A 17442-nucleotide genomic window follows, 5' to 3' on the forward strand; every position below is an offset into this window, starting at 1 on the left:
CTCAGCGCAGGGCGGCGCGGGCGCGGTCGCTGACCAGGTCGACCAGCCAGGTCAGGACGACGACCGCTGCGAGCACCGTCGTCGCCGCGGCCCAGTCGAAGGTCGCCAGCTCCGAGGCCAGCAGCGCACCGAGACCGCCGGCGCCCAGCAGCCCGACCAGCACGGTGTCGCGGATCGCGACCTCCCACCGGTACAGCGCGTAGGCCAGCACCGGCCCGGCCGCCAACGGCAGCACCCCGTACAGCCATGCGCCCACCGGCCGGGCGCCCAGCGCGGTGAGCGCCGCCCGCGGCCGCGGGTCGAGCTCCTCGGTGGCCTCCGCGGCCAGCCGGCCCAGCACCCCCAGCGTGTAGACGCCCAGCGCCAGCGCGCCCGGCAGCACCCCGGGCATCAGCACGAAGAGCAGCACCAGGGCCCACACCGGGGGCGGTACGGCGCGCAGCAGGAGCAGCCCGCCGCGCACCAGCGCCCCCACGACCCGCCGTCCGGAGGACGACCGCCCGGCCGGCCGTGCCGCCGGACCGGCCAGCAGCACCGCGCCCAGCAGCGCGACGGCGATCGCGACCACCGACATCTGCACCGTGTCCACGGCCAGCACGCCGATCGTGCGCAGCAGGTCGCCGTCGGTCGCCGGCGGCCAGGCCGCACCCCACACGTGCGCCAGCTGCGCGGCGGTGCGCTCCGAGACCAGCGACGCCGGCGACAGCGCGAGGTACCAGCACGACCACCCGACCAGGACGACGGTGCCGGCAACGGTCGCGGTCAGCACCGGGTCGCGGCGGGAGGACGGCGGAGGCGCGGCCAGTCGCCGGCGCACCGCCCGCCCCGCCACGTCGGCGACCAGGCAGAGCAGCGACAGGGCGTAGACCGCGCTCCACACCTGCTCCCAGCGCAGCGACGCGAACGACAGCGCCAGCTGGTAGCCCAGCCCGCCGGCGCCGACCATCCCGAGGACGACGGCCGAGCGGACCGCGCACTCCAGCCGGTAGAGCGCGTAGGACAGCAGCCCGCCCGCGGCCGGGGGCAGCAGCCCGTAGAGCGCCGCGGCCGGGCGCCCGGCTCCCGCCGCCCGCAGTGCCCGGTACGCCCCGCGGGGCACCTCGTCGACCAGGTCGGCGAAGACCTTGGCGGTCACGGCACCGTAGGGCAGTCCGATGGCCAGCACGCCCACCCACGGGTCCAGGCCGAGCACGTTGACCAGCAGCAGCCCCCACACCGCCTCGTGCAGCCCCCGCGGGACGGCGAGCACACCCCGGGCGGCCAGCCAGCCGGCCCGGCGTCGTCCCCAGGTGGTGCGCGAGACGAGCGCGGCGCCGGCGGCGCCGAGCAGGAGCGCCAGCGCGGTGCCGGCCGCGGCGTAGGCGACGGTGACCAGCGCCGACCGCGCCAGGACGCCGAGGAACTGCGCGTCCAGCGCCGGTGAGAGGGCGGCGGAGGCGAAGCGGCCGAACTGCGCCGTCCCGCCCGGGTTCACCACGTCACCGCTGAACAGACCCGCGCCGGCCAGCGACCAGAGCAGCACCGCCGCCGCGCCCACGCCCCAGGCCCAGCGGCGCCGGTCCCGCCGCAGCACCGGCGGGGCCGCCGCGCGGTCGAGCACCGCCGTCACGACGCCGCCTCGCCGGCGCTCGCCAGCGCCGTGCCGCCCGGTGCCCTGCCATCGCGTGACCTCGCGGCCTCGGTCACATCGCCGCTCCGTAGAACTCCGCCAGGTCGGACGCCGACAGCGCGGCCACGGGGCGGTCGAGCACGACCCGGCCCTCGGCCAGCCCCACCACCCGGCCGCAGTGCCGCCGCACCAGCCCGGGGTCGTGCAGCGCCGTCACCAGCGCGCCGCCGCGGGCCAGGGCCGGCTCGCCGAGCAGCGCCAGCACCCGGTCGGCGAGCACCGGGTCCAGCGCGGACGCCGGCTCGTCGGCCAGCACGAGGTCCGGCTCCTGCACCAGCAGGCGGGCGATCGCCACCCGCTGCCGCTGACCGCCCGAGAGCCGCTCGGTGCGCTCGAACGCGCGGTCGGCCAGGCCCACCCGCTCCAGCGCCGCGAGCACCTCGGGCAGGCCCTGCGGGCGCACCAGCGACCAGGCCGCCCGGGCCGCCGACCACTGCGCCAGCCGCCCGGCGTTGACGTCGTGCACCACGCGCAGCCGGCCGACCAGCTCCAGCGCCTGGTGCACGGTGCCGACCCGCGCCCGCAGCCGGCGGCGCTCCCGCCCGGACAGCGCGGCCGGGTCGGCGCCGAGCACCCGCACCGTCCCGGCGGTGGGCGGCACCGATCCGTTCGCCACTGCGAGCAGCGTGGACTTGCCGGCTCCGGAGGCGCCGACGAGGGCGACCCGCTCGCCGGGGCCGACCGCCAGGTCGACCCCGGCCAGCGCCGTCGTCCCGCCGTACCGGACCGTGACGCCGTCCAGCCGCAGGACGGCGGTCAGCTGACCAGCCCCAGGTCGCGGCCGATCTCCTCGATCCGGTCGTGGTCGGAGGCCTGCACGGGGACGAAGGCCCCCGCACCGAAGAGCTCCAGCACCGGGGACCCGGCGGGCAGGCCGGAGAAGAAGTCCAGCAGCCGGTCGCGGAGGTCGGGGACGCCGGTCCGCTCGGCGGCCCGCGGGCCGAGCAGCCAGTGGTAGTCGGAGTACGGCGGGGTCTCGGCGTAGCGCACGACCGCCGGGTCGACCGCGCCCCCCTCGGTGCGCGACCGCCAGACCTGGGCGTTGAGCACCCCGGCCTGGTAGCTGCCGGAGGCGACCAGCGCCAGCGTGGCGTCGTGCGAGCCGGAGAAGCCGGGCCCGCCGGGGAAGCCCTGCGGGTCGACGCCGGCCTCGCGCAGGAACCACGCGGGCATCAGCCGGCCCGACGTCGAGGTCTCGCTGCCGTAGGTGAAGCGCAGTAGGGCGAGCGCGGTCAGGTCGTCGGACGGCGCGAGCCCGGTGGCCGCGTTGACCACGAACACCGAGGTGAACGCCTGGTCGATGTCGCGCTGGGCGACCGGCTCGGCGCCCGGGGTCTGCAGCCGGGCCTGGACGCCGGTGAGCCCGCCGAACCAGACGAGGTCGAGGTCGCCGGTGCGGAAGAGGGAGACGGCCGCGGCGTAGTCGGTGACCGGCGTGTACTCGACCTCGACGTCGAGCGCTCCGGAGAGGGCGTCGGCGACGGCCCCGTAGAGGCGCTGCAGGACCTCGGGGTCCTGGTCGGGGATGGCGCCGACGCGCAGCGGGCCGGGGGAGGTCGGGGCGGCGGGGCCGCCGCAGCCGGTCACCGCGGCCGCGAGGGCGACACCGGCACCGGCCAGCAGGGCGCGGCGGGAGAGCGGGGGGAGCAGGGACTGGGCTTCGGGGCCACCCGACCGGGCGACGCGGCGGGCGCCCACTACGTCCGGGCGCGGGGGGAGGGGACGGTCACGGGAGACCTCCGGGAGGTGAGCGACGGGTGCCCGCCATCCTGACCCACTCCGACGACATGCGTTCCGCCGGAGTGCCGTCGGCCCCCTGGCAGGGGCCCGTGGCGAGCGTGCGAGCCGTGGGGGGCGAGGAGGCCCTTATAGGGTCGTTCCGTGACGGACTGCCTGTTCTGCCGCATGGTCGCGGGCGAGATCCCGGCCGACGTCGTGCACGAGACCGACCGGACGCTGGCGTTCCGGGACATCAACCCGCAGGCCCCCACCCACGTCCTGGTCGTGCCCAAGGAGCACCACCCGACGGTGGTCGCGCTGGCGCAGGCCGACCCCGGGCTGCTGGGCGCGGTCGTCCGAGCGGCCGGTGAGGTGGCCGTCCAGGAGGGTCTGGCCACCGAGGACGGCGTCGAGCCGGGCTACCGCGTCGTCACCAACACCGGACCCGCGGCCGGGCAGACCGTGCACCACCTGCACCTGCACGTCCTCGGCGGGCGCGACCTGCGCTGGCCGCCCGGCTGACCGACCGCACGGTCAGCGCGGGTTGCGGCGGGCGATCGCCGCGGTCAGGGAGGCCGCGAACGCCGTCCACGCCAGGTAGGGCACCAGCGCGGCCCCGGCCCGGCGGTCCAGCACCCAGGACCGGCGCGCGAGGTCGGCGGTCGACGCCGCCAGCAGCACCGCCTCGGCAGTCGCGAGCGCCGGCCGCCGGGCGCGGAAGAACAGCCAGGTCCAGCCGGCGTTGAGCGTCAGGTTGGCGAGGTAGGCCCGCAGGTAACGGCGCCGCGCCCCCTCGCCGCCGGCGGTGAGCGCCCGGCCGCCCGCGACGGCGAGCAGGACGTAGAGCACCGTCCACGCCGGGCCGAACGCCCACCCCGGCGGCTGCCACGGCGGCTTGTCCAGCTCGCGGTACCAGCGGGTGCCGGCAGCCGTGCCGATGCCGCCGACGACCGCGGTCGTGGTCACGGCGGCCGACGTGAGGGTGTAGGGGGAGCGGTCGGTCATGCGGCTCCGCGTACCCGCACCCGTCGTCTGCCAGGCTGCCGGGCATGACCGACACCCCGACCGGCGATCCGGCGCCCGTGCGCATCGAACGGGACGACGACGTCGCCGTCGTCGTCCTGGACTCCCCGCCGCTGAACCTCTTCGACGTCCCGGTGTTCGACGCGGTCGAGGCGGTCGCCGACGAGCTCGTCCGGCTCACCGACCCGGCCGACCCCGAGCGGGCGCGGGCGGTGCTGGTCGAGGCGCGGGGCCGGGTCGTCTCCGGCGGCGTCGACGTCACGGTGTTCCGCGACGTCGCCGAGGGTCCCGAGCCCGCCGAGCGGGGCGCCGAGCTGTGGCGGCGGCTGCTGCGGGTGGCGCAGACGTTCGAGGACCTCCCGGTGCCCACCGTCTTCGCCGCCCACGGGCTGACCCTCACGGCGGCGTTCGAGCTGGCGCTGGCCTGCGACGTCCTGCTGGCAGCCGAGAAGGCGTCGTTCGGGCTGGTCGAGATCGTCGTCGGGCTGACCCCCTCGATGGGCGGGCCGCAGCGGCTGGCCGAGCGGGCCGGTCCCGCGCGGGCCAAGGAGCTCGTCTTCACCGGCGAGCGCTACCCGGCCGCCGTGCTGGAGCGGTGGAACGTGGTCAACCGGGTCCTCCCCGACGACGGCTTCGCCGAGGCCGCCCGCGCCTACGCCCACCGGGTCGCGGCCGGCCCGACAGTGGCGCACGCGGCCACCAAGCAGCTGGTCACCACCGCCGTCCGGCAGGGCGCGCGGGCCGCCGACGACCTGGTGCCCGACGTCTCCGGCCCGCTGTTCGCCACCGCGGACCTGCGCGGCGCGGTGGCGTCCTTCCTCGCCGACGGACCCGGCAAGGCCTCCTACTCGGGTCGGTGAGCGACGGTCGCGGCGGCGGTTCCGCGTCCCCGGGCGCGGGTAGACTCGACGGGTCCGCACCTCCTCTCGCAGGAAGGCAGGGTCGAGGGTTCTTGCCCGACTCCTCCTCGAACGTCCCCGTGCCCGGAGCGCCCACCTCGCGTGAGGCCTCGGCACAGGCTGCAGCGGCGGACGGCCACCTCGGCACGCCCGCCCAGTCCGGGACCGGTCTGGGGGACTCCGCCCCCACCGCCGTCCGGACCACGATCACCGTCCCCGACTCCGTGTCGATGGTCGCCCTGCTCGGCTCCGGCGACGAGCTGTTGCGCCTCGTGGAGAACGAGGTCGACACCGACGTCCACGTGCGCGGCAACGAGATCGCGGTGACCGGCCAGCCGGCCGACAACGCCTTCGCCGTCGCGGTGTTCGACGAGCTGATCGCACTGCTGGGCACCGGCCAGGCGCTGCGCCCGGACTCGGTGCGCCGCGTCATCGGGATGCTGCGCGCCGGCGGCTCGGAGCGGCCGGCCGACGTCCTGAGCCTGGACATCATCAGTCGCCGCGGGCGCACGATCCGGCCCAAGACGCTGAACCAGAAGCGCTACGTCGACGCCATCGACACGCACACCATCGTCTTCGGCATCGGCCCGGCCGGCACCGGCAAGACCTACCTGGCGATGGCCAAGGCCGTGCAGGCGCTGCAGACCAAGCAGGTCAACCGGATCATCCTCACCCGCCCGGCCGTCGAGGCCGGCGAGCGGCTCGGCTACCTGCCCGGCACGCTGAGCGAGAAGATCGACCCGTACCTGCGCCCGCTGTACGACGCGCTGCACGACATGGTCGACCCGGAGTCCATCCCCCGACTGATGCAGTCGGGGACCATCGAGGTGGCGCCGCTGGCCTACATGCGCGGGCGCACGCTCAACGACGCGTTCGTCATCCTCGACGAGGCGCAGAACACCACCGCCGAGCAGATGAAGATGTTCCTGACCCGGCTCGGCTTCGGCTCCAAGATCGTGGTCACCGGCGACGTCACCCAGGTCGACCTGCCCGGTGGCGCGCAGAGCGGGCTGCGGATCGTGCGGGAGATCCTCGACGGCATCGAGGACGTGCACTTCTCCAACCTGACCAGCGCCGACGTCGTCCGCCACCGGCTGGTCGGGGACATCGTCGACGCCTACGAGCGCTGGGACTCCGCGCACAACCAGGGCCGGCCGGCGGCCGCCCCGCCGCCGGCCCGGCCCTCCCGGCCGCGCCGCCAGGGGAGCTGAGCGCCGTGCCCGTCGAGGTCGCCAACGAGTCCGAGATCGCCGTCGACGAGTCCTCCCTCGCCGCCATCTGCACGTACGTGCTGGCCGAGATGGGCGTCAACCCGATGGCCGAGCTGTCGGTGCTCTGCGTCGACGCGGACTACATGAGCACGCTGCACGAGCGCTGGATGGGCGAGAAGGGGCCGACCGACGTCCTCGCCTTCCCGATGGACGAGCTGGACACCGGCCGTCCCGACGAGCCCGACCCGGGCCCGGCCCTGCTCGGGGACGTCGTCCTGTGCCCCTCGGTCGCCATCCGCCAGGCCCGCGCGGCCGGGCACACGATGGACGACGAGCTGATCCTGCTGGCCACGCACGGCGTGCTGCACCTCCTGGGCTACGACCACATGGAGCCCGACGAGGAGAAGGAGATGTTCGGCCTGCAGTCCAAGCTGCTCGACGGCTGGCGCGCCGCCCCGCGGGCGCCGATGACCGGTGAGGCCGTCGACCGGGGGCCGGTCCCCCGATGACCTCCGGCGAGATCACCCTGCTGGTGATCGCCGTCTGCCTGATCCCGCTCGCCGGCCTGTTCGGCGCGATGGACGCCGCGCTGCAGCGGGTGTCCAAGGCGCGCGTCGACGAGATGCGGCGGGACGGCGTCAAGCGGGCCGGCGTGCTCTCCGACGTCGTCGCCGAGCGGGCCCGGCACGTGGCGCTGCTGCTCCTGCTGCGGATCGCCTGCGAGATGGTCGCCGCCACCCTGGTCGCGGTCATCCTCTACCGGATCTGGGGCGGGGGCTGGCAGGCGGTGCTGGTCGCGGCCGGGGTGATGACCGTCGTCAGCTACGTGCTGGTCGGCGTCGGGCCGCGCACGCTGGGCCGCCAGCACGCCTACGGCACCGCGCTGGCCGGCGCCGGCGTCGTCCGCCTGCTGGGTCGGGTGCTGGGGCCGATCGCGACGCTGCTGATCCTGGTCGGCAACGCGATCACCCCCGGGCGCGGCTTCCGCGACGGGCCGTTCTCCTCCGAGGTCGAGCTGCGCGAGCTGGTGGACATGGCCGAGGAGCGCGGCGTCGTCGAGTCCGGTGAGCGCAACATGATCCACTCGGTGTTCGAGCTGGGCGACACCATCGCCCGCGAGGTCATGGTGCCGCGCACCGACGTGGTCTGGATCGAGCGGAACAAGTCCCTCCGGCAGGCGCTGGCGCTCGCGCTGCGCAGCGGCTTCAGCCGCATCCCCGTCATCGGCGAGAACGTCGACGACGTCGTCGGGGTCATCTACCTCAAGGACCTCATCCGCCGGACCCAGGGCGGCCAGGACGTCCGCAACGACGTGCGGGTCGAGGAGCTGATGCGCCCGCCGACGTTCGTGCCGGAGTCCAAGCCGGTCGACGAGCTGCTGCGGGACATGCAGGCCCAGCGCATCCACATCGCGATCGTCGTCGACGAGTACGGCGGCTTCGCGGGGCTGGTGACGATCGAGGACATCCTCGAGGAGATCGTCGGCGAGATCGCCGACGAGCACGACCGCTTCCAGCGGCCGCCGGTCGAGGAGCTGTCCGACGGCTCGGTGCGGATCACCGCCCGGCTGCCGGTCGAGGACCTCGCCGAGCTCTTCGACGTGGAGCTGCCGGAGGACGACGACGTCGAGACCGTCGGCGGCCTGCTGGCCCGCGAGCTCGGCGTGGTGCCGATCGAGGGCTCGCAGGCCGAGGTCGCCGGGCTGCGGCTGGTCGCCGAGAGCACCGGCGGACGGCGGAACCGGATCGACACCCTCCTGGTCTGCCGGGTGCCCGAGGAGCCCGAGCCCGCCGACGGTGAGGAGCCGCAGGCGCAGGGCGCGACCGCCTCGGGGGCCACGGCCTCCGGCGCCACCCGTGTCGAGGAGCCCGCCGGCGCCGTGGAAGGGTGACCGCCCGTGAGTGACCTGCAGCCCGAGGACGCCAAGCTCGTCACCCTGGCCCGCTCCGCGCGTGGCCGCACCGGCGCTCCGGAGGGTGCGGCGGTCCGCGACACCGACGGCCGCACCTACCTCGCCGCCACGGTGACCCTGCCCTCGCTGCAGCTCTCCGCGCTGCAGGCGGCCGTCGCCGCCGCCGTCTCCAGTGGGGTCGAGGGCCTGGAGGCCGCGGCCGTCGTCTCGGCCGCCGATGCCGTCGAGGAGGCCGGGCTGGCCGCCGTCCACGACCTGACGCCGTCCGCGCCGGTGGTCCTCGCCGGCCCGGACGGGGCCGTCCGCACCACCGTCTGAAGAAGGACCCCCTGCCCCCGCCACTGGCCGGCTCGCGGCGGGATCCTGCAGCGGCCGGCGGCGGGATCGGCGATCCCGCCGGGGAGCGGGCTCAGTCCAGCGGCCGCCCGAGGGCCGCGGCGAACGCCTCCGGGTTCCGGACGCGCGTGGTGAACGCCCGCTCCGTCGCGCCGTCGTCCGACAGGTGCCGGACGGCGACCGGCGCCCGCCCCGGCCACCAGCCCCCGTGCCGAGCAACCTCCGGCCAGTCCGCCGGCGGGGTGCCGCGGCGCACCGCCAGCACCTGGCTGGTGCCGAGCACGTGCCGGGACGACGCCCCGAGCAGGCCGGCCGCGTCGGAGGAGACCCCGGCGTCCGAGACGGTCAGCCGGGTCGTCGACAGGGCGAGGACCGCCAGCCCGGCGAGGACGGCGACCGGGGCCTCCCCGGCGACGGTCGACGGTCCACCGATCCAGGCGGCGGTGCCGAGCCAGGCCGCGACGACCGCCAGCACCGTGACCACCAGCCACGGCCGCGCCGGGTCGTACTGCCAGTAGCGCAGCGGCGCGGGTGTCACCGTGGCCGAGCGCCGTGCCCCACGGGCCGGGGAGAAGCGGTACGCCCCGACCTGCACCAGGTGCCGCCGGCGTTCGTGCTCCGCCCGCACGGCCGTCGACCGGTCCGCCTCACGCCGTCTCCGTCCCGCCACGGGACCGATCCTCGCAGCCGTCCCACACGGCACGGGCGGCGCGGAGGTGTCGTCCCCGGGTGGGAGGATGGGCGGCGTGACCCCACCGGACCAGCCGCCGTACCGCAGCGGTTTCGCCTGTCTGGTGGGCCGCCCCAACGCCGGCAAGACCACGCTGACCAACGCGCTGGTCGGCGAGAAGGTCGGCATCGTCAGCAACCGCCCGCAGACCACGCGGCACGCCATCCGGGGCGTCGTCCACCGGCCGGGCGGTCAGCTCGTGCTCGTCGACACCCCCGGTCTGCACAAGCCCCGGAGCCTGCTCGGCCGCCGGCTCAACGACGTCGTCCGCGACACCCTGTCCGAGGTCGACGTCGTCGTCCTCTGCGTGCCGGCCGACCAGCCCGTCGGCACCGGGGACCGGTTCATCGCCCGCCAGCTGCGCGAGGTGAAGGCGCCCGTCGTCGTCGTGGTGACCAAGACCGACGCCGCGTCGAAGAAGCAGGTCGCCGAGCAGCTGCTGGCCGCCAGCCAGCTGGTCGAGGCCGCCGAGGTCGTGCCGGTCAGCGCGGTCCGGGGCGACCAGGTCGAGCTGCTGGAGGACCTGCTGGTCGGCCTGCTGCCGGAGGGCCCGCCGCTCTACCCCGAGGAGCAGACCACCGACGAGGACGTCGAGCGGCAGATCGCCGAGCTGGTCCGCGAGGCCGCCCTGGAGAAGGTGTTCCAGGAGGTGCCCCACTCCCTGGCCGTCACGATCGAGGAGATGACCCGGCGTCCCGACCCCAAGCGGGACGGCGGCGAGCTGGTCGAGGTCCACGCCCTGCTGCACTGCGAGCGCCCCAGCCAGAAGCCGATGCTGCTGGGCAAGGGCGGGCAGGTCATCAAGGCGATCGGCAGCGAGGCCCGGCCGGGCATCGAGGCGCTGCTCGGCGCCCGGGTGCACCTGGACCTGCACGTCACGGTCCTCGGCGAGTGGCAGGACGACCCGAAGAAGCTGAACAGGCTCGGCTACTGATGAGCACCACACCGAAGTCCCTCTACCGGGACGAGGGCATCGTCCTGCGCACCCAGAAGCTGGGCGAGGCCGACCGCATCGTCACGGTGCTCACCCGCCGGCACGGCAAGGTGCGCGCGGTGGCCAAGGGCGTCCGCCGCACCAAGAGCAAGTTCGGCGCCCGGCTGGAGCCCTTCAGCCACGTCGACCTGCAGTTCTACACCGGCCGCAACCTCGACATCGTGAGCCAGGCGGAGTCGATCCGCGCCTACGGCCAGTCGATCGTGGCCGACTACCCGGCCTACACCGCCGGCACCGCGGTGCTGGAGACCGCCGACCGGCTCACCGCCGAGGAGAAGGAGCCCTCGCTGCGGCTGTTCCTCCTCGTCGTCGGGGCGCTGCGGGCGCTGTCCGAGCGCACCCACCCGGCCGGCCTGGTGCTCGACGCCTTCCTGCTGCGCGCGATGTCGGTCGCCGGGTGGGAGCCGGCGCTCGGCGGCTGCGCCCGATGCGGCGAGGAGGGGCCGCACCGGCACTTCTCGGTGCCCGCCGGCGGCATGGTCTGCCCGCCCTGCCGCCCGACCGGCTCGGCGATGCCGAACCCGGCCACCATCGAGCTGCTCGACGCGCTGCTCACCGGTGACTGGGCCGCAGCCGAGGCCAGCCAGGGCACCAACCGCCGCGAGGGCAGCGGGCTGGTCGCCGCGCTGCTGCAGTGGCACCTGGAGCGCGGGCTGCGCTCGCTGCCGCTGGTCGACCGGTCCGAACCGACGGCGCCACGCCGGCAGGCAGGTCTGCTGAGTGAGGCGTGAGGTGAAGGCCCCGAACCCGCACCCGTCGGGGGCCCGCCCACCGCAGCTGCCGCCGGACAAGGTGCCCGGCCACGTCGCGATCGTGATGGACGGCAACGGCCGCTGGGCCGAGCAGCGCGGACTGCCGCGCACCGCCGGGCACGAAGCGGGGGAGTCCTCGCTGTTCGACTGCGTCGAGGGCGCGATCGAGCTGGGGGTCACGGCGATCAGCGCCTACGCGTTCTCCACCGAGAACTGGCGGCGCAGCCCCGACGAGGTCCGCTTCCTCATGGGGTTCAACCGCGACGTCATCCGCCGCCGCCGTGACGAGATGCACGACCTGGGGGTGCGGGTGCGCTGGGCCGGCCGTCGTCCGCGGCTGTGGCGCAGCGTCATCAAGGAGCTCGAGGTCGCCGAGGAGCTCACGAAGGACAACGACGTCCTGACGCTGACCATGTGCGTCAACTACGGCGGCCGGGCCGAGATCGCCGACGCCGCCGCGGCCATCGCCCGCGAGGTCGCGGCGGGCCGGCTCGACCCGGCCAAGGTCGACGAGGGCACCGTCGCCCGCTTCCTCGACGAGCCCGACATGCCCGACGTCGACCTGTTCGTGCGCAGTTCCGGGGAGAACCGCACCAGCAACTTCCTGCTGTGGCAGTCGGCGTACGCCGAGCTCGTCTTCCTCGACACGCTCTGGCCGGACTTCGACCGCCGGCACCTGTGGGCCGCGTGCGAGGAGTACGCCTCGCGGCAGCGCCGCTTCGGCAGCGCCTGAGGAGATCCGTCGCAGGCTCGGGGTACGACCCGGGAAGGCCCGCACCGAGAGGAGGACGATCGTGTTCGTGGTGACCCGGCTGCGGGTGCCCGAGACCGACGCGGCCGGCTTCGCCGCCGCCGCCGACGTCCTGCTCGGCGCGCTCGCCGCCCGCCCCGGCTACCGGGACGGCGAGCTCGGCCGCTGCACCGACGACGCAGGCCTGTGGGCGCTGGTCACCCGGTGGGACGGCGTCGGCGCCTACCGCCGGGCGCTGTCGGCCGCGGAGGTGAAGCTCGCCGGCGCGCCGGTGTGGCTGTACGCCCTCGACGAGCCGGGCGCCTACGTGCCGGGGGAGCAGGCCCTCCAGGGGTGATCACGCCCCCTGTGGGCATCCCCTGGGCTGGGACAGCAGGTGTCGAGCACGGAGGACGCGCGATGAGCGAGCCCAGGCGGGACGATGCGACACCCCCGATGTCGGCCGACCCCACCGTGCAGGTCGGCCCCCCTCCGGTGCCCGGTCGGGCCGTGCGGGACCAGCTGGCGCGGGGCGAGCTGACGACGCCCCCGGTCCGCCAGGACGACCCCACCGTGCACCTCGACCGCCCGTCGCGGGGAGATCCGGACCGCACGCTGGAACTCGGCGGTCCGCCGCCGGCCGGGACCACCGTCGGGCCGAGACCCCGACGGCGCTGGCGCACCTGGCCGTGGATCCTCGCCGTCGTGCTCGCGCTCGTCGTGCTCGGCGCGGTCCTGCTGGTCATGCTCTGGCGCGGCGCGACGATCGAGGGCGTCCGCTTCCTCGACGCGCAGCTGCGGGTGGACGGCGACCTCGTCGGGTGGGTCGGCGGCACGGTCCCCCGCTGACCTCCCCCGCCGCCCCGCACCGTGGCAGAGGTGCCCACCGCAGGACGGCGCGGGCAGCTCGCGCCGGGACCTCCGGCCGGGCGGCGGGGGAACGGACCGGCAGCGGCAACTACCGTGGACGGGTCAACCCACCGACCGCCAGCCGGATGGAGCCCCTCGCCGTGAGCGACAGCACCGCCAAGCACGACCCCGCACGCCTGGACAAGGTGGTGAACCTCTGCAAGCGACGGGGGTTCGTCTTCCCGTCCGGCGAGATCTACGGCGGCACCCGCTCCGCCTGGGACTACGGGCCCCTGGGCACCGAGCTCAAGGAGAACATCAAGCGGCAGTGGTGGCGCACCGTCGTCCAGGGCCGTGACGACATCGTCGGCCTGGACTCCTCGGTGATCCTGCCGCGCCAGGTGTGGGTCGCCTCGGGCCACGTCGGCGTCTTCACCGACCCGCTGACCGAGTGCCAGAACTGCCACAAGCGCTTCCGGGCCGACCACCTGGAGGAGGAGTTCGAGGCCAGGAAGGGCCGGGCCCCGGAGAACGGGCTGGCCGACATCAGCTGCCCCAACTGCGGCACGAAGGGTGCGTGGACCGAGCCGCGCGACTTCAACATGATGCTGAAGACGCACCTCGGCCCGGTCGAGGACGAGTCCGGCCTGCACTACCTGCGCCCGGAGACCGCGCAGGGCATCTTCGTCAACTTCGCCAACGTCATGGGCGCGGCGCGGAAGAAGCCGCCGTTCGGCATCGGCCAGATCGGCAAGTCCTTCCGCAACGAGATCACTCCCGGCAACTTCGTCTTCCGCACGCGCGAGTTCGAGCAGATGGAGATGGAGTTCTTCGTCGAGCCCGGCACCGACGAGCAGTGGCACCAGTACTGGATCGACGAGCGCACCCGCTGGTACACCGACCTCGGCATCGACCCGGCGAACCTGCGGCACTACGAGCACCCGAAGGAGAAGCTCTCCCACTACTCGACGCGCACCGTCGACATCGAGTACCGCTTCGGCTTCCAGGGCTCGGAGTGGGGGGAGCTCGAGGGCATCGCCAACCGCACCGACTTCGACCTGAAGACCCACTCGGAGCACTCCGGCGCCGACCTCACCTACTTCGACCAGGCCAGCAACACCCGCTGGACGCCGTACGTCATCGAGCCGGCCGCCGGCCTCACCCGCTCGCTGATGGCCTTCCTCATCGAGGCCTACACCGAGGACGAGGCGCCCAACGCCAAGGGCGGCGTCGACACCCGCACCGTGCTGCGGCTGGACCCGCGGCTGGCGCCGGTCAAGGCCGCCGTCCTGCCGCTGTCGCGCAACGCCGACCTGTCGCCCAGGGCGCGGGACCTGGCGGCGCAGCTCCGGCAGAACTGGAACGTCGACTTCGACGACGCCGGCGCGATCGGCCGCCGGTACCGGCGGCAGGACGAGATCGGGACGCCGTTCTGCCTCACCGTCGACTTCGACACCCTCGAGGACCATGCGGTCACCGTCCGCGAGCGCGACTCGATGAGCCAGGAGCGCGTCGGGCTGGACCAGGTCGAGACCTACCTCAAGACCCGCCTGCCCGTCTGCTGAACCCGAACATCGACATCGACGACCTCATCGCCGGTGTCATGCGCCGCTACGGGTCGGCGACGAAGAAGGACGCCGTCGACTCCGCTCTCCACCAGGTGTCCGTCGTACCGATGACGCCGCGCGAGATGCACTCCATGCGGGGCAGTGGCTGGGGCGCGGACCTGGAGGGCATCCGGAGCCGTGAGGGCGCTGAGGTCGCCGCTCGGTGGGGCGAGGGGTGACCGTCCTCATCGACTCCTGCGTGTGGACCGCCTTCCTCCGGGACACCGGTGGCCCCGAGGTCGACCTGCTGGAACAGCTCATCGACGAACGGCGAGCGGCAACCACGGACGTCGTGCTGCTCGAGGTGCTCGCCGGTACCACCGACGAGGAGCGCGCAGCACGCCTGCGTCGCTTCCTCGCAGGCGCGGAACTGCTCCACCAGGAGTCGCCCGTGGACGCCGAGCAGGCGGCCGCCCTCCACCGGGCGTGCCGGCGAGCAGGTGAGACACCCCGGTCGCTCAACGACTGCCTCATCGCCGCGGTCGCACTGCGGCACGACGTGCCCGTGCTCCACCGGGACCGGGACTTCACGGTGCTGGCACAGCACACGGACCTGCGGCTGGTGGAGCCGGCGGCCTGACGTCGCCACGGCCGCCGTGGGCTCGGCGTCGACCGGGCGGTCGCGGTCGTCGACACGGCCGGACACGCCGACCGGGACGGCGGCAACCGCTCACCCGGCGGCGGGTCGGCGCCAGACGAGCAGGTACCGCCAGAACAGCAGCCGCCGCACGTGGGCGCCGGGTAGCAGGCGGCCGGCCTCGGCGCAGACCTCCCGGACGGTGCGGTCGGGCTCGGCCACCGGCATCGCGGCGTGCGTGGCCTCCGGCCGGAACAGCTCCGCCCCGGTGGGCGGCCGCAGTGCCGCGAGGGCCACGCCCAGCGTCGAGTGCGCCGCCGCGGCCGCCAGCTCCACCCCCAGCTCGCGCGGCAGGTCGACGCGGGGGAGGGCGACCGCGGCCAGGACACCTCCCGGCCGCACCCAGCGGGCCATCCGGGGCAGGACGTCGGACAGCGGCAGGTGGTGGAGCACCGCGGAGCTCACCACCGCGTCGTACTGCCCGGCGGGCAGGTCCACGGTCCGCAGGTCGGCGCGGCGCAGCACCACGTTCGGCGGAGCCGCCTCCCCGGCCGCGGCGATCATCGCGGGGGAGCGGTCGACCGCGTCGACCGAGCCGGCCCGGGAGGCGAGCCGGCGGGCCAGCGCCCCGGCGCCACAACCGACGTCCAGCACCCGGGTGGCGTCCCGCGGGACCTGGGCGAGGAGCAGCCGGTGGTACCAGGCGTTGTGGTCCCAGTCGGTCCACCGCACCGGGCGCCTCCCCTCTCACGGCCGGGTGACCCACCTCGCCACCTACCCTGGGACCGTGAGCAGCAGCGTCCTCGAGCGGCCGTCGTCCCCCGTGACCGGCCCCGCTCCGCTGCGCCTGGGCGCGCTGACCGTCGAGCCCGCCGTGGTGCTCGCGCCGATGGCCGGCATCACCAACCCGGCCTTCCGCACGCTGTGCCGCGAGTTCGGGGCCGGCCTCTACGTCTGCGAGATGATCACCACGCGGGCGCTGGTCGAGCGCAACGAGAAGACGCTGCAGATGGTCCGCGCGACGCCCGACGAGGAGGACGCCTTCTCGGTCCAGCTCTACGGCGTCGACCCGGCCACGGTCGGCCGGGCGGTGGAGATGCTCGTCGACGAGGGCGTCGCCGGCACCCGCCCCGCGCACGTCGACCTGAACTTCGGCTGCCCGGTGCCCAAGGTGACCCGCAAGGGCGGCGGCTCGGCGCTGCCGTGGCGGCGGGTGCTGTTCCGCGACATCGTGCGGGCCGCGGTGCGCGCGGCCAGGGACGTCCCGGTCACCGTGAAGACCCGCATCGGCATCGACGCCGACCACGTCACGTACCTCGACGCCGGCCGGATCGCGCAGGACGAGGGCGCCGCGGCGATCACCCTGCACGGGCGCACCGCCGACCAGCTCTACAGCGGCACCGCCGACTGGGCGCCCATCGCCCGGCTGGTCGAGGCCGTCGACATCCCGGTGCTGGGCAACGGCGACGTCTGGGAGGCCGACGACGCGCTGCGGATGGTCGCCGAGACCGGTTGCGCCGGTGTCGTGATCGGGCGGGGCTGCCTGGGCCGGCCGTGGCTGTTCGGCGACCTCGCCGCCGCCTTCGCCGGCGAGACCCGCCGCGCCCTGCCGACGCTGCGGGAGGTGGCCGCGGTCATGCACCGGCACGCCGCGCTGCTGAGCGAGGGGCAGGGCGAGCGGCACGGCTGCACCGACTTCCGCAAGCACGTCGCCTGGTACCTCAAGGGGTTCTCCGTGGGCTCCGACGTCCGCCGCGCGCTGGCGATGGTGAGCGCCCTCGACGAGCTGGCCGAGCTGCTGGCCGGCATCCCCGACCAGCCCTACCCGGAAGCGGTGCTCGGCGGGCCGCGCGGGCGGACCAGCCCGCCGCGGCCCGTGGCGCTGCCCGAGGGCTGGCTGGCCGACCGCGACGACCCCCGGCCGCCGGCCGGGGCCGAACTGCTCGTGAGCGGCGGGTGAGCGCCATGACGGACGGCCCCTACCTCTACGACGACGACCCGGCTCCGCTGCACACCGGCACCCCGCGCCCGGCGCGCGCCCTGATCCTCGCGGTCATCGGCGGGACCGTCGCCGTCGCCATCGGCATGGCCGTCGGCCTGCCGCTGGTGAAGGGCAGCCCGGAGGAGCAGGCCCGCGAGGTCACCGGCGTCTTCCTCGCCGCGCTGGCCCAGGACGACGTCGAGACCGCCCACGGCCTGCTCTGCGCCGAGGAGCGGGCCCGGGTGGTGCCCGGGGCGCTGTCCACCGAGTACACCCCCGGCGGCACCGGGGAGATCAGGAGCACCATCGCCGACGAGGCGGACGGCGCACCGGTGCAGCGCGTCGAGGTGGCCTGGAGCGACGGCAGCACCTCCACCCTCACCGTCGTCAGCGAGCAGGGCGCCCGCGTCTGCGGCACGTCGGCCGGCTGAGACAGGACCCCGTCCTCCTCCC

21 protein-coding genes are annotated in these 17442 nt (G+C 75.1%); 15 read left to right on the plus strand and 6 right to left on the minus strand.

The features are described from left to right. Position 1: 1 nt before the first annotated feature. The 3 genes from BMW27_RS11845 to BMW27_RS11855 form a co-directional block, all read right to left on the minus strand. Entirely contained in the window at positions 2-1609 is a 1608-nt protein-coding gene (locus BMW27_RS11845; RefSeq protein ID WP_091444109.1) for a PhnE/PtxC family ABC transporter permease, read from the minus strand. 73 nt (positions 1610-1682) lie between these two features. Continuing rightward, complete coding sequence (locus tag BMW27_RS11850) at positions 1683-2429, minus strand: phosphonate ABC transporter ATP-binding protein (protein WP_091444345.1); 747 nt, start codon at positions 2427-2429, stop codon at positions 1683-1685. After that, the gene (locus BMW27_RS11855; RefSeq protein ID WP_091444113.1) at positions 2426-3367 is read right to left on the minus strand and encodes a putative selenate ABC transporter substrate-binding protein; all 942 of its coding nucleotides are present in this window, start codon (positions 3365-3367) and stop codon (positions 2426-2428) included. Before BMW27_RS11855 ends, BMW27_RS11850 begins: the two co-directional genes overlap by 4 nt. 183 nt (positions 3368-3550) lie before the next feature. On the opposite strand from BMW27_RS11855, the gene BMW27_RS11860 reads away from it, so the two are divergent. Continuing rightward, complete coding sequence (locus BMW27_RS11860) at positions 3551-3910, plus strand: histidine triad nucleotide-binding protein (protein WP_217638133.1); 360 nt, start codon at positions 3551-3553, stop codon at positions 3908-3910. A 12-nt stretch (positions 3911-3922) separates the two neighbouring features. On the opposite strand, the gene BMW27_RS11865 is transcribed toward BMW27_RS11860, so the two are convergent. After that, positions 3923-4393, minus strand: a complete 471-nt coding sequence (locus BMW27_RS11865; protein ID WP_091444115.1) for a TspO/MBR family protein — start codon at positions 4391-4393, stop codon at positions 3923-3925. A gap of 44 nt (positions 4394-4437) precedes the next feature. On the opposite strand from BMW27_RS11865, the gene BMW27_RS11870 reads away from it, so the two are divergent. From BMW27_RS11870 to BMW27_RS11890, 5 genes are all read left to right on the plus strand, one after another. Next, positions 4438-5271, plus strand: a complete 834-nt coding sequence (locus tag BMW27_RS11870; RefSeq protein WP_091444117.1) for an enoyl-CoA hydratase/isomerase family protein — start codon at positions 4438-4440, stop codon at positions 5269-5271. A gap of 269 nt (positions 5272-5540) precedes the next feature. Next, complete coding sequence (locus tag BMW27_RS11875) at positions 5541-6521, plus strand: PhoH family protein (RefSeq protein ID WP_091444351.1); 981 nt, start codon at positions 5541-5543, stop codon at positions 6519-6521. A 5-nt stretch (positions 6522-6526) separates the two neighbouring features. Further along, a complete protein-coding gene (ybeY, locus tag BMW27_RS11880) occupies positions 6527-7030 on the plus strand; it encodes an rRNA maturation RNase YbeY (protein ID WP_012947815.1) in 504 nt (167 codons plus the stop codon). Next, positions 7027-8412 (plus strand): hemolysin family protein, encoded by a 1386-nt coding sequence (locus BMW27_RS11885; RefSeq protein WP_091444119.1) that lies wholly within the window; start codon positions 7027-7029, stop codon positions 8410-8412. The genes ybeY and BMW27_RS11885 overlap by 4 nt, the downstream gene beginning before the upstream one ends. Before the next feature lie 6 nt (positions 8413-8418). After that, positions 8419-8751, plus strand: a complete 333-nt coding sequence (locus BMW27_RS11890) for a cytidine deaminase (RefSeq protein ID WP_091444124.1) — start codon at positions 8419-8421, stop codon at positions 8749-8751. A gap of 91 nt (positions 8752-8842) precedes the next feature. Here the strand turns inward: BMW27_RS11890 and BMW27_RS11895 are convergent, their stop codons facing one another. Further along, on the minus strand, positions 8843-9439 hold the full coding sequence (locus BMW27_RS11895) for a hypothetical protein (protein ID WP_139206887.1): 597 nt from the start codon (positions 9437-9439) through the stop codon (positions 8843-8845). 67 nt (positions 9440-9506) lie between these two features. Here BMW27_RS11895 and era point away from each other — a divergent pair, with 67 nt between their 5' ends. The 7 genes from era (at position 9507) to vapC (ending at position 15011) form a co-directional block, all read left to right on the plus strand. Further along, the gene (era, locus tag BMW27_RS11900; protein WP_091444139.1) at positions 9507-10433 is read left to right on the plus strand and encodes a GTPase Era; all 927 of its coding nucleotides are present in this window, start codon (positions 9507-9509) and stop codon (positions 10431-10433) included. Beyond that, positions 10433-11224, plus strand: a complete 792-nt coding sequence (gene recO / locus BMW27_RS11905) for a DNA repair protein RecO (protein ID WP_091444140.1) — start codon at positions 10433-10435, stop codon at positions 11222-11224. The genes era and recO overlap by 1 nt, the downstream gene beginning before the upstream one ends. 1 nt (position 11225) lies before the next feature. Then, positions 11226-11978: an isoprenyl transferase gene (locus BMW27_RS11910; RefSeq protein WP_245743500.1), complete on the plus strand. Its 753-nt coding sequence runs from the start codon at positions 11226-11228 to the stop codon at positions 11976-11978. A gap of 61 nt (positions 11979-12039) precedes the next feature. Continuing rightward, positions 12040-12333 (plus strand): antibiotic biosynthesis monooxygenase family protein, encoded by a 294-nt coding sequence (locus BMW27_RS11915; protein WP_091444143.1) that lies wholly within the window; start codon positions 12040-12042, stop codon positions 12331-12333. Between the two features lie 62 nt (positions 12334-12395). Further along, on the plus strand, positions 12396-12824 hold the full coding sequence (locus BMW27_RS11920) for a hypothetical protein (protein WP_139206888.1): 429 nt from the start codon (positions 12396-12398) through the stop codon (positions 12822-12824). A gap of 161 nt (positions 12825-12985) precedes the next feature. Further along, positions 12986-14389, plus strand: a complete 1404-nt coding sequence (locus BMW27_RS11925) for a glycine--tRNA ligase (RefSeq protein ID WP_281244755.1) — start codon at positions 12986-12988, stop codon at positions 14387-14389. Positions 14390-14606: 217 nt separating this feature from the next. Next, positions 14607-15011 carry a type II toxin-antitoxin system VapC family toxin gene (vapC, locus tag BMW27_RS11935; protein WP_091444155.1) on the plus strand — a complete coding sequence of 135 codons (405 nt, stop codon included), beginning with the start codon at positions 14607-14609 and terminating at the stop codon, positions 15009-15011. A gap of 90 nt (positions 15012-15101) precedes the next feature. Here vapC and BMW27_RS11940 read toward each other — a convergent pair whose 3' ends face one another. After that, positions 15102-15740, minus strand: a complete 639-nt coding sequence (locus tag BMW27_RS11940) for a class I SAM-dependent methyltransferase (RefSeq protein ID WP_091444157.1) — start codon at positions 15738-15740, stop codon at positions 15102-15104. Between the two features lie 55 nt (positions 15741-15795). On the opposite strand from BMW27_RS11940, the gene dusB reads away from it, so the two are divergent. Continuing rightward, entirely contained in the window at positions 15796-16968 is a 1173-nt protein-coding gene (dusB, locus tag BMW27_RS11945; protein WP_217638134.1) for a tRNA dihydrouridine synthase DusB, read from the plus strand. A gap of 5 nt (positions 16969-16973) precedes the next feature. Continuing rightward, positions 16974-17420, plus strand: coding sequence for a hypothetical protein (locus tag BMW27_RS11950; protein ID WP_091444358.1), 447 nt, complete (start codon positions 16974-16976; stop codon positions 17418-17420). Positions 17421-17442 lie beyond the last annotated feature (22 nt).

Source organism: Geodermatophilus poikilotrophus (assembly GCF_900111455.1).
GTDB classification, from domain to species: domain Bacteria; phylum Actinomycetota; class Actinomycetes; order Mycobacteriales; family Geodermatophilaceae; genus Geodermatophilus; species Geodermatophilus poikilotrophus.